Origin of the sequence: Sphingobacterium sp. UBA7249, from assembly GCF_002472835.1 — a bacterium.
In the GTDB taxonomy this organism is placed as follows: domain Bacteria; phylum Bacteroidota; class Bacteroidia; order Sphingobacteriales; family Sphingobacteriaceae; genus Sphingobacterium; species Sphingobacterium prati.
Genome location: NZ_DKST01000001.1, coordinates 416,853 through 429,606 on the forward strand (window position 1 = coordinate 416,853; position 12,754 = coordinate 429,606).

8 protein-coding genes are annotated in these 12,754 nt (G+C 39.2%); 4 read left to right on the forward strand and 4 right to left on the reverse strand.

Going from position 1 to position 12,754, the window contains the following annotated elements:
- Positions 1-21: 21 nt before the first annotated feature.
- Positions 22-2,424, reverse strand: a complete 2,403-nt coding sequence (locus B4A24_RS01400; RefSeq protein ID WP_293941711.1) for a S9 family peptidase — start codon at positions 2,422-2,424, stop codon at positions 22-24.
- 357 nt (positions 2,425-2,781) lie between these two features.
- Between B4A24_RS01400 and B4A24_RS01405 the strand changes: the two genes are divergently transcribed.
- From B4A24_RS01405 to nrdF, 4 genes are all read left to right on the forward strand, one after another.
- Positions 2,782-3,015, forward strand: a complete 234-nt coding sequence (locus B4A24_RS01405) for a thioredoxin family protein (RefSeq protein ID WP_172396205.1) — start codon at positions 2,782-2,784, stop codon at positions 3,013-3,015.
- 35 nt (positions 3,016-3,050) lie between these two features.
- Positions 3,051-3,458 (forward strand): class Ib ribonucleoside-diphosphate reductase assembly flavoprotein NrdI, encoded by a 408-nt coding sequence (nrdI, locus tag B4A24_RS01410; RefSeq protein WP_293941716.1) that lies wholly within the window; start codon positions 3,051-3,053, stop codon positions 3,456-3,458.
- Positions 3,418-5,523, forward strand: a complete 2,106-nt coding sequence (nrdE, locus tag B4A24_RS01415) for a class 1b ribonucleoside-diphosphate reductase subunit alpha (RefSeq protein WP_293941719.1) — start codon at positions 3,418-3,420, stop codon at positions 5,521-5,523. Before nrdI ends, nrdE begins: the two co-directional genes overlap by 41 nt.
- 133 nt (positions 5,524-5,656) lie before the next feature.
- A complete protein-coding gene (gene nrdF, locus B4A24_RS01420) occupies positions 5,657-6,643 on the forward strand; it encodes a class 1b ribonucleoside-diphosphate reductase subunit beta (protein WP_104383770.1) in 987 nt (328 codons plus the stop codon).
- 81 nt (positions 6,644-6,724) lie between these two features.
- On the opposite strand, the gene B4A24_RS01425 is transcribed toward nrdF, so the two are convergent.
- From B4A24_RS01425 to B4A24_RS01435, 3 genes are all read right to left on the reverse strand, one after another.
- Positions 6,725-7,618, reverse strand: a complete 894-nt coding sequence (locus B4A24_RS01425) for an alkaline phosphatase (protein WP_293941723.1) — start codon at positions 7,616-7,618, stop codon at positions 6,725-6,727.
- A gap of 351 nt (positions 7,619-7,969) precedes the next feature.
- Complete coding sequence (locus tag B4A24_RS01430; protein ID WP_293941726.1) at positions 7,970-9,586, reverse strand: RagB/SusD family nutrient uptake outer membrane protein; 1,617 nt, start codon at positions 9,584-9,586, stop codon at positions 7,970-7,972.
- A gap of 42 nt (positions 9,587-9,628) precedes the next feature.
- On the reverse strand, positions 9,629-12,682 hold the full coding sequence (locus B4A24_RS01435) for a SusC/RagA family TonB-linked outer membrane protein (protein WP_293941729.1): 3,054 nt from the start codon (positions 12,680-12,682) through the stop codon (positions 9,629-9,631).
- Positions 12,683-12,754 lie beyond the last annotated feature (72 nt).

Consider the following 12,754-nt stretch of genomic DNA (forward strand, 5'->3'; position numbering starts at 1 on the left):
TTCCATATTCGAAAACGGGAACTAGTTCTTTAAATATTTTTCCAGAAATTGGTCCTGTTCCCATAGGAGGTGGAAGATATTCTCTTTAGCCACATAACCATGGGCTTCCCGTGGCAGAATAACCATGCGTACAGGCGCACCTAGGTTTTTTAAGGCTTGAAAATAACGCTCTGTCTGTAAGGTAAATGTGCCAGGGTTATTATCAGCTCCGCCATGGACAAGCAATAAAGGGGTCTTCATACGGTCAGCGCTGACAAATGGAGACATGGTCATATACAGCTTTGGGTCATCCCAAAAATTTCGCTGTTCGCTTTGAAAACCAAAAGGTGTCAACGTCCGATTATAGGCTCCTGAACGGGCAATTCCTGCTGCGAATAGTTTTGAATTGGACAATAAATGCGCCGTCATAAAGGCGCCATACGAATGCCCGCCTACAGCTACTTTTTTTCGGTCAATATAGCCGAGTTTATCAACCGCATTGATTGCCGCCTCAGCATTAGCGACCAACTGCTCGATAAAACTGTCGTTAGGTTCTTTCTTCCCTTCACCCACAATCGGAAATGCGGCATTATCCAAGACGGCGTATCCTTTGGAAACCCAATATATAAAAGATCCATAACTTGGAAATGTAAACTCTTTCGGATTTGCTGTGCTTTGACCGGCTGTACTTTTGTTCTTATATTCCCGCGGATAAGCCCACATCAGCAAGGGTAATTTTTCCTTTTTGTCAAAATCGTAACCAGCAGGCAGATACAAGGTACCCGAGAGTTCCACACCATCCTTACGCTTATAATTTAAGATTTCCTTATGTACTTTTTCAAGCGATCTAAATGGATTTTCCAATGTTGTCAATGCCACCTGCTTGCCAGATTTCATATTTTTGAGGTAATAATTTGGATAGACCGACGCCGATTGAAGTGAGACCAACAATTCGCCAGTCTTTGGGTTTACAATCGTTCCGATCCGTTCCTGTAACTCAGATGTGGCGGCCGTATACAATCGTTTTTTCTTTAACGTTTGGAGGTCCAATTCTTCGACAAAAGGAAACTCCCCTTCTTTGGTAAAACCTTTGCCCACAAACAAGGTTTTATCCTTGTCGATATACATGCTGTAGGTTCCAAATGCATTTTTTTCCTGATGTACTGTGCCCGGATCATTATAGACGTCCTGACTATTTCGATCATGCAACAATTTCGATTCACCGGTAGAAGGGTTGACAACAAAAGTCTTGGCGTTGCGGGTGTCATACCATTGCGAATGGACCAAGGCATACTTATCGTTGCCCCACACAACGCCCGCGTACCGGTCTTTGGTTTTGAAAATTAGCTTTCCATCGCCTTGATAAGGGTAATCCAATGTATAAAGAGCATCACGAAATTCTGCGGCTCTACTAGCGTCACCGCTGTCCAAAGCTTTAACATAAGCTAAGGTTGCGGGTTGGTCGTCCCGCCATTGCAAGGACCGTCTTCCTGGACGTGTCGAAGAAAACCCTTTCGGCATGACCTCTGTTAAAGGTACTTCATTAACCAAAGCAATCTCTTTTCCGGATAGGTCAAAGATGCGCGTCTGTTGCGGGAAACGGGAAGCCGGCACGACATAAGAATATGGTTTCATTATTGTTGTTACCATCACATAAGCACCATTTGGCGAAAAAGCCAGCCCTGTGTAGATACCTTTATCTTTAAAATTAGAAATTGTCCCATCCAAATCCACAAATTGTAAATTGGATTCCACCAGCGTTTCAAAATTCTGCTCATCCTGGGGATTTTTTAAAAGATCCTGATAGGTCCTTAATTGCGATACCTTACCATCGCTCGTTGACACTACAGGTCCAGTAGGTAGATCTTTAGAAGGATCCAATAAGGCCTTTTTCTCTTTTGGCAAGGCTGTAATAATTAACCGCTTGGAATTACTTAACCAATGAAAGGGGGCATCCAATGTGGCATTTAGATTGTAAGCTGTCAACTGCTTGACGGTCTTTGTCGTTAAATCCAATACAAACAGGGCTGTTCCGGCATCGTTTGTATTGGTAAATGCTAGGCGGCTATTGTCAGGAGAAAATACAAAATTGGATAAGGAAGGTATTTTTGGCATTCCTTCAAAATCTGTATATTCAGTTTGTTGCCCAATTCTCTTCAATCCGATCTTTTCGAAAAACATGGTTGAACTTTCCATATTTGTACGGGGATTGATCCGCAATCCAGCAAGTTTCATTTCTTCCTGCCCCAGTTCCGCCAAACTCTTATAGGTCGCACGGTAGCTGAATAACATCCATTTGTTATCACTGGACATCTTCATTTGAGGGGGCCGGATAAAATCGGCCAAAGCCAAAATTTCGGAAGTCGGTTTTTGAAAGGTAATATTCTCTTGCGCCTGTGCTTTTAGAGACAATAATAGCAAGAGACCATAGCATAGCTTCTTCATAAATTTATTTTGCAAATTAGGGCAATAAAAAGTAATAAATTTATGAAAAAAAAACAAGTACTGTAGCCGTTTTATGACACTAAAATTAAACTTAAATTATTTAGTAAAAAGCAGATAAAATTTCATAATTTAAAGTTATCCACATTTATAAAGTATAGATTATCAATTAATTAATAAAGACAACTAGCGACAAACGCATCCTGTGACAAACTTTTGCCCAAAATGTGGAAAAGTCAAACTACCGCTTCGCAAGAAAATATGTGATATTTGTTAAGCTAATGAAAGAATTGGCAATTCAACGAAGTAACGACCTTTCTTTTTCTATGAAGATTGGATAAAAAAAATAAACATACAAACATGGCAAGAATTATCAAATTTGAGAAAAATGATTGTGCCCCTTGTGCACAAGTATCGGCTTATTTGGATCAAAAAGGTATCCAATATGAAACGGTTAATCCTTTTGATGAACCTGACTTGGCCGCAAAATTCAAAATCCGTACGGTTCCAACAGTGATCGTATTGGAAAATGAAGAAATTCAACACCGTATCATTGGCTTTAAACCAGAAGAATTGGCTGCCATTGCACTTTAATAAATTGAAGGTATCATTAAAATAAGAACAACAATATGATACACATTTATTACGATTCCAGAACGGGTAACGTACAGCGTTTTATGGATAAAGTCGCCCAGATCACCGGTTGGCAAATTCATAAAATCACCGCTGACCTTGCGGTAAATCACCCAGGTCATTTGGTCACATTCACCACAAATTTTGGACAGGTGCCCGAAAACACAAAAGAATTCATGAAACGAGAGGCAAAAAATATCTATTCCGTTACCTCAAGTGGTAACCGCAACTGGGGGCCAAATTTCGGTTTGGCGGCTGATCGCATTTCACAGGATTTCGACATTCCACTGGCATTCAAATTTGAATTGTCCGGAACAATGGAAGATATAAACCAATTTATTGACATCTTAAAGAACTTTTGCGATGGTAGCAAACGAAGTAGCAAAAAACTGGATATTGCTTAATAATGAAATCATGATTAAGCATGATGACGAATTCAGCTTACATAAAGATAAGGAAGCTGTTCGTGCATATTTCCTGGAATATGTAAATAAGAACACGGTGTTCTTTTATACATTGAAAGAAAAAATAGACTATTTGATAGAAAACAATTATTATATTGATTTTTATCAATCGTTTACATTTGAAGAAATGGAAGAAGTGTTCAACTATGTGTATGCTAAAAAATTCCGTTTCGAATCCTTTATGGCAGCCTTTAAATTCTTCCAGAGCTATGCACTTCGTGATGACTCTGGTGAAAAATTCTTAGAGCGCTATGAAGACCGCGTTGTTGCGGTATCCCTATTCCTAGCGCGTGAGGAAGGTGTAAAAAAAGCGATTGAATATGCAGAGATCATGATCAACCAAGAGTACCAGCCTGCAACGCCAACATTCCTGAATGCAGGTAAAAAACGTTCTGGCGAATTGGTATCTTGTTTCTTGGATGAAATCGGTGATAATCTAAACGGTATCGGTTATGCGGTTGATTCTGCAATGAAGTTATCTTCCATCGGTGGTGGAGTTTCATTCAATATCTCCAAAATCCGTGCACGTGGAGAAGCGATCAAAGGTGTTGAAGGCCGTGCCGGAGGGGTACTTCCGATCATGAAAATCATGGAAGATACATTCTCCTATGCGAACCAATTGGGGCAGCGCCCAGGTGCTGGAGCGGTATATTTGAATATCTTTCACTCTGACATTGAGGAGTTCCTTGATTGTAAAAAAATCAATGTGGACGAAAAAGTACGTATCAAATCACTTTCGATCGGTATTATCGTCCCAGATAAATTCATGGAATTGGCGGAGAAAGACGAACCTTGTTATTTGATTTATCCACATACAGTCGTGCAGGAGTATGGGCAGTTCTTGGACGAAATGGATATGGACAAGATGTATGACGAGTTAATCACCAATCCAAACGTCAAAAAGAAAAAAATCAACGCGCGTCACCTGTTGGTTAAGATTGCACAGACACAAAAAGAATCTGGTTACCCTTATATCTTCTTCAAAGAAAACACCAATCGCGTCCATGCTCTGAATGAAATCGGTCAGGTCAAATTCTCGAATCTATGTACTGAGATTATGCAGGTATCACAGGTATCGGATATCGAGATTTATGGCAAGCAAGATACGATCCGTTATGGTATTTCCTGTAACCTAGGTTCATTGAATATCGCTACGGTGATGGACAACAAGCGCATCAAAGAAACGGTTAAGACAGCTATGCGAGCTTTAACAGTTGTCACAGATGTAACTAACATCGATATGGTTCCCTCTATTGCAAAAGCAAATCGCGAATTGCATTCTGTAGGACTTGGAGCGATGAATCTACATGGATACTTGGCAAAAAGCTTTATTATGTATGAATCTAATGAAGCATTGGACTTTGCCAATACATTCTTCATGATGATGAACTACTATTCATTAGAAGCATCCATGGAAATTGCAAAAGAACGTGGAAAAACATTTGTTGGATTTGAGAAATCAGCTTATGCAGATGGCACTTATTTCAATAATTACGTGAACCGTGATTACCTTCCAAAAACAGCTAAGGTAAATGAATTGTTTGAAGGTATACACATTCCAACTGTTGAAGATTGGTTAGAATTAAAAGCAAAAATCAAAGAACATGGTATATACCATGCGTACCGTTTGGCGATTGCTCCAAATCAATCTACTTCCTATATCATGAATGCAACAGCATCGGTTATGCCAATTGTGGATATTATTGAAGTGCGCGAATATGGGGACAGTACAACATATTACCCAATGCCATATTTGACAAATGATAATTATTTCTATTTCAAATCGGCTTACGATATGGATCAGTTCAAAGTATTGAAATTGATTTCGGTCATCCAACGTCATATTGACCAAGGTGTATCTACCATTTTGCATACCAATTCGAAAGACTCCACAAGAGATTTGTCTAGATATTATATCTATGCGCATAAATTGGGATTAAAATCCCTCTATTACACACGGACAAGAAAATCGACCATCGACGAATGTGTCTCTTGTTCAGCTTAATCTTGAGATTTTAGTATTTGGATATATAATGTGAATAGGTCAAAAGTTGCCAAGTTATCGGCAACTTTTGGCTTAATCGACAGGTCAGAAGTTCAAATACATGATAATAAATGCCTAATACTTTAAAATAAAAATGAGTAAAACATATAAAGCTGTCAATTGGAATACTCCCGAGAATGATTATGTATTGATGTTCTGGGAGCAAAATATTCGTCAATTCTGGATTGACACCGAATACATTCCATCAAAAGATATCGATAGTTGGAAACGTATCAGCCCAGAAATGAAAGATGCCTATAAAAAAGCATTAGGTGGTTTGACCCTGTTAGATACCTTGCAGAGTCATACGGGTATGCCAAAAATTATCGACCATATAGATACTTTACAAAATAAAGCTGTATTGTCCTATATGTGTATGATGGAAGCCATTCACGCAAAATCATATTCCACAATTTTCACAACGGTTTCAACGACAGCTGAAATCAATGATATCTTCGAGTGGGTTCAACAAAATAAATACCTACAATACAAAGCACAAATGATCGATGGTTATTACCGTGCTATCGATAAAGAAGATGCCTCTGATGAGGAGATCTATATGGCTATGGCTGCTTCTGTTTTATTGGAATCCTTCTTATTCTACTCTGGCTTCTTCCTACCCTTATGGTTATGTGGTCAAGGTGAAATGGTTGCTTCTGCAGATATCATTAAGAAAATCATCGCTGACGAATCTATTCACGGTGTATTCGTAGGATTGATGGCACAAGATCAATTCAAAAAATTAAAGAATCAAGATCAGGTGAAAGCACGTTTCTTGGCTTTACTTTATAACCTATATGAAAACGAACTGAAATATACCGAAGAGATCTATACTGAGGTAGGTTTGACTGCTGAGGTTAAAGAATATGTTCGTTATAATGCAAACAAGGCATTGATGAACTTAGGTTTTGATCCGATCTTTGAAGTAAAACAGGTCAATCCAATTGTATTGAATGGATTGAATACAGAAACGACACAACATGACTTCTTCTCCAAGAAATCAACAAACTACGAAAAAGCTACTGAGATTGTCCATCTGAAAGATGATGACTTCAAAATGGATGTGGTCGTAGATATATAAGGATTATCAATAGATCTGATAAAAAATCCCCGGGAGTTAAAAAAACTTCCGGGGATTTTTTATTGCGGTGAACGTATTCTATTATTGCTGAAAAGCTTTAATAGCCTGGCCGCGCCAAGCAGCATCAAGTGGAGCGCCAAGCAACCAGGTTAATGTGGGCGCGATATCATAAATCATGATCGTGCCCTTAATCTCTTTTCCTTTTGATACTCCCGGCCCGGTCATTACCCAAGGAATCTCAACTTCTGCCAATGATTTGCCACCATGTCCTTTACCCGTACCCCCATGATCTGCGGCGACAACAAAGATAGTTTCATCTGCGATACCCGCATCCTTAACAGCTTGCTGCAATGTTCCGATCCGTCGGTCAACCTGCTTTAGTTCGGCATAATACTCGGGGGTATCGTGACCTATATTATGACCGACACCATCGGGCTGGTCGAAATGTACAAAAGTAATGGTGGGCTTGTCTTTTTTGATAATGTCCACAGTTGTATTCAACGCGGCCTCATCATCATCTTTGGTATTAATGATCTTTTGGACCACTTTATTGTCAATTAAATACCCTATCCCCGGCCAGCTATGCACGACAGCAAATTGCGCTTTGGGATTCTTCTGTGCCACCGCATTAAATAAAGAAGGAAACATCCCATTTTCAGTTCTGACAGTTGGAGGAATTTCAGGAGTCTTACTATCCCATTCTGTGTAACCATGTGTAGTCGGTCCAGCCCCCATAAGCATAGATGCCCAGTTTACCGCACTAGATGAAGGTAAAACCGTACGCACATGCGTGCTATAGGTTCCCTCCTGCATCATTTGTTTGAGGTTTGGCATTTCAGCCTTAGGGAGGGCATAAGCGCCGAACCCATCGAACCCTACTAAAACGACATGTTTGATTTTTTTGCTTTGTGCCATCACTGCACTGGTCGATAAACCTACCAATAGTAATGGTAATAATAAATTTCTAATTTTCATCTGTATAAATTCGTTTTTTAATTGTGATGAAGCTATCAGATTTATTCATGCTCTTTTGTGATTATTCATTCATAATTAATTTGTTTTTTAATTGTATTCATGAACTCGTTTCACTCGGTTTGAATAAATCATGATGGTTTCATAATTATTGAGCTTTCAAAGACTTAATAACTCAAAAATAGAAACTTTATTCTATTCATTATGTTAAGTAAACATTATTTAATATATCTAACCAACATGTTACATAAAATTTGACACATAGAAAGCCGCTAGTAATTCTACTAGCGGCTTTCTTAAAGGACAATTCAGCACTATAATTCAATTGCCTCAACCTAGCATTCTAGTGCCCCATCAATAACCCGGATTTTGCTTTAAATTAGGGTTCATCGATATTTGTTGTTGAGGTATAGGAAATACTGTCTTTGTCTCAGTTGTCGGCTTGTGATCCCACCAAGTTGCTGTGTGGAATTTACCAAAACGAATTAAATCCCTCCTTCTGAATCCCTCGAAAATAAACTCACGACCACGCTCGGCTAAAAGTTCATCCAATGTTAATGTACCCGTTGTATATTGCCCTTCAGCCCAATCTGTATTCGTAAATGCTCGTTTTTTGCAACTATTGATTAGATCAACAGCTTCTTGAGATGCAATACCACCATTTTTCCGCATTAGGGCCTCTGCTTTCGCAAAATAAATCCAGCTCAAACGATAGACGTTCCAATCCGTATTATTATAATTTTCATCCACTGGTATCTTTACACCATTAACATTCCCGACAAGTGAGTTACCGAGTTTATATTTATTAAAACGGATCCCACTATTTTCTTCACCGTCGCTCATTGTAGAGGATGTACCTCCAGTTTTGGCCCTTCGAATATAATCGACAAAAACCAGCTGTTCTCCCTTATATTCTTCTGATCCTTCCACAATTTTACCATCCACAAACTTAACCATCGGTCCGTTTAAAAACCATTCTTTTTTTCGCAGATCTTTTTCATTGTATTGACCAAAAACCCCTGGAATCAAGACGATACCATTATTTCCAGTTCTCCCGCCACCGTAAATCTCGCTTTGTACGAAATGATAAAACTCACCAGGAAATCCAGTTGCAAAATCTGCTATTTTATAATCGTAGGCAATTGAAAAAATGGTTTCCTTAGACATATCATTCGTAGGCACATAAGAGTCTGTTATATTTGGGTCTAACGCCATAGCACCGTTCAATCCTCCCCCAGCACCCGATATCAATTTGTCAGCCGCCGCGATACAATCATCCCATCGTGGTTGCCCATGCCATTTTTCAGCATTTAAATACAGTTCGACTAACATCGCATAACCTGTAGCCTGCGAAACTCGGCCTAACATCGCTCTAGATAGTTTGGGCGCTGAATCAATATTATCCAAGATTTCCTTTTCAATAAATTCAAAAACCTCTTTCGTAGAAGAAGGTTTGGGTAATGGTTCTTCCGCTGTACTAGGGGCTTTAGTCGTTATCGGGATGTTTCCGAATAGATCCATTAATTTTAAATAATGTAATGCACGCAGCAGCTTAAGTTCGGCGATGAATTCCGTTTTCTCGACATCTGTTAAACCCATCTCAGCCACATCAGATTTTTCAAGAATATCAATGGGACTATTACACAAACCAACCCCCCAATACATCAATACCCATGCATTGTTTAATCCTCCCTCATCTACTGTCCAAGTATGATAATGTAGCCGTTTCCATTTCCCGCCGTCTTCTCCATGCCGTCCCTTGGTTGGCCAGGCCAGTTGATCCGCAGACAACTCTGCAGGTCGCCACCATCCATCCTGCCCTGAGGGTGATATCCATGCATTTGCATGCGTATATGGTCGTAATACTGCAGATATCACTTCATTCTTATTCTTATAAAAATCGCCTGCGACAATAACATCATAAGCGTTTTCATCTAGGTTTGTACAACTTGATGCATTTATTACACACACTAGAAGTAAAATTTTAACAATATTTCTCATAGTAATCATTCATTAAAAACTAAAATTTACGCCAAACAAAAGCGATCTGGTGTTGGGATAGGGACCTCTACTGTCAATGCCCAAACGCTGTCCATTAATTTCATTACCTAAGCCCGTATCCAATACAAAATCTGGATCATTTCCCGAATAGCCAGTAATAGTTGCCAAATTCTGAACGGTCAAATAAGCGCGTACATTATTTACCCAAGTATTGCTCTTCAATTTAAACCGATAACCGATCGTAACTTCATCAATTTTTAAGTGGCTACCGCTCTCCAAATAATAATCAGAGTACATATAGGTATCGTCTATTTCCCTATATTTGGTAAATGCGTCTCTCAAAAGATTCCCTGACCATACTTTGTTGCCGTAAGAAAGCGCTGTCGTATTTAATATATCGTAATCGAATTTACCTCGCATAAAGATTCTTAAATCAAAATTTTTATAAGAGAAATTATTGGTCCAAGAGAGATAATATTTTGGAACCGCGTTTCCTAACACTGCCAGGTCAGAAGCACTTAAATCATCTCTTGAATTATTAATCGCGTCATTGCGTACAGCCTCGCCGTTTCGATTATAAAATAGCCATTTTCCCTCATCATCAAATCCAGCAAACCGTTTACCAAAAAACTCACCAATACGGTGCCCTTCATAAGTTGTAAAGGCATCACCCAATGCGCCAGCTCCACCGATCTCACCAAATGTTTTATATTTCACTTTGAATATATCGTTTGAATAACTTTCTAATACATTTTTCAATGTACTCGCCGTAAAATCCATGTTCCACCTAAAATTATCACGCTCGATAGCGCGATAGCTTAGTGCTAATTCAATACCTTTTGAAGAGAGTGTGCCTACATTGGAATAGATATTATTTCTTATATAGGGTGGCTGAGGGGTAGTATAGGTATCCAAAAGATCAACGGTTTTTCGTTGAAAAAGATCAACGGAACCAGATAGTTTATTGCTAAACATCGTGAAATCAACACCAATATTTGTTTCCTTCTTGGTCTCCCACCTTAAATTTGGGTTAGGATTACGATCAGGACCATAGGTTTCCCGATAAACTTCATCTGGGTACAAATACTTACCTCCTCCTCCTAAGGTCAATCGAGAGGCATTATTTGCAAAACCCGTATTTCCCGTTTCGCCATAACCTGCACGTAATTTCAAATTATTTATAAAACCAACATCCTTCATAAAGTCTTCATTGCTGATATTCCAGCCTATTGACACCGCAGGAAAGCTTCCCCATTTGTTATTCGCACCGAATTTGGATGAACCTTCACGTCTTAAAATAAATTGGGCCATATACTTATCCGAGAAAGTATAATTTATCCGACCAAAAAAAGCGATCAATGTATTATCGTTTTTATAACTATCCAGGTTGGCACGTCCATCGCGTAGCGCTTGCCCTTCCGACATGTTATCCTCATTAAAACGATCGTTTATAAAGCCCCTATTGTCTGCACTTTGCCCCTCATCTTTCTCATAACGGTAACTGTAACCTGCCAATGCTGTTATGCCATGTTTCTCTGCGACTGTCGTATTATATTGGAGTGTGGGTTCAAACGCATACTTTTCATTCAACAGATTGGATTTGGAAGCATACCCGCCACCTGGATAATCTTGGTCTTCCAACGATGCTTCGCTGTTTAAAGCCCTATAAGCACCATCTATATAAGAATTACGCTGCACAGACCCAAACACACTAGCTTTTAACCCTTCAATTATATTTAAATCCGCTTTTCCATCGAGTGAAGATGTCTGTTGTTTCCGATAACTGGTCTCAGTAAATAATCGAGCAAATTCATTTGTACTTGTCCGATCATAGCGATAAGATCCATCTTCGTTAAAGTTTGAAAGCGTCGGATTTTTGGTCGCCTCACTTTCCCATCCTCCACCGCCCAACAAGTTTGCATTGTTTGTATTTGTCGCTATATTCAAGAGAACGTTCAAGCGATCATTAAGTCCCTTCTGATTGATACTTGTTCGCACGGTATACTCCTTTCGCGAATTTTCCTTGGCGATACCTTCCAGATTTCGGAAATTCACACTTCCGCGATAAGTGGTTGACTCATTACCTCCTGACAATGAAAGATTATGATTTTGTGAAAAATTATCCTTATTAATCAAATCATCAAAAAACTTTGTAGAATTCCCGAAATCTGTTTGCTTTAACTCACCAGATGCGATCTTGTCCCTAAACTCCTGTGGAGTCAAAAAATCAGGCTTGTTATAAACAAACTCCTTTCTAAAATAACTGGAATAGTTAAATATAGCTTTACCTGGTTTTCCCCTTTTTGTTGTAATTAAAATAACCCCTGCGTTAGCACTAGTTCCATAGATAGCAGCACCAGATCCATCTTTCAATACATCCACAGATTCAATATCATCTTGTTGCAAAAGATCTGGATTACCTCCAGGTATTCCATCAATGACGAAAAGGGGGCTGGCGCTACCTGTGACAGAAATTGCACCCCGTAATTGCGTGGCTACTCCCGAATTAGGATTTGATCCACTTCTGGAAACCTGAAGACCTGCGACCTTACCTTGTATCAGATCCAAGGGGTTTCTTGCCCCACTTTGGCGAAATTGGTCTGCGCTTACGTGCGCAACAGAAGATGTTACTTCCTTCATTTTTTGCGTCCCATAACCAACAACAACGACTTCATCCAATTGGCTCTGATCTTCTTCCAACTGGACAGAAATTGCAGTTCCATTAACAGTGATTTCCTTGGCTTTGTAACCAATAGAAGAAACGACTAATACATCTCCAGTTTTAGCCTCCAAAGTGAAATTACCTGACACATCTGACTGTGTGCCTTTTGACGTCCCTTTTACCGCGATGCTAACCCCCGAAATTGGCTTCCCAGTGGCATCAAGCACTTTTCCCTTAATTTGTTCTTGATCTCCTTTCAATTCTTTTAAAAATCGACTCGTTAACCTATTTTCAGAAGAAAAAGCTTGGGCATGCTGCGTTGTACCGGCAAGGACAATGAGTGAGAAAAACAATTTAGATTTCCCCTTTAATCGCGCAACTGTTTTAAAATCAATTATGCTCATATATAGTATTTATTGGTGTATAAAACGATTTAGCTTATTTGAAAAAGTATTTGTTATAGTTAGTATTCCCTC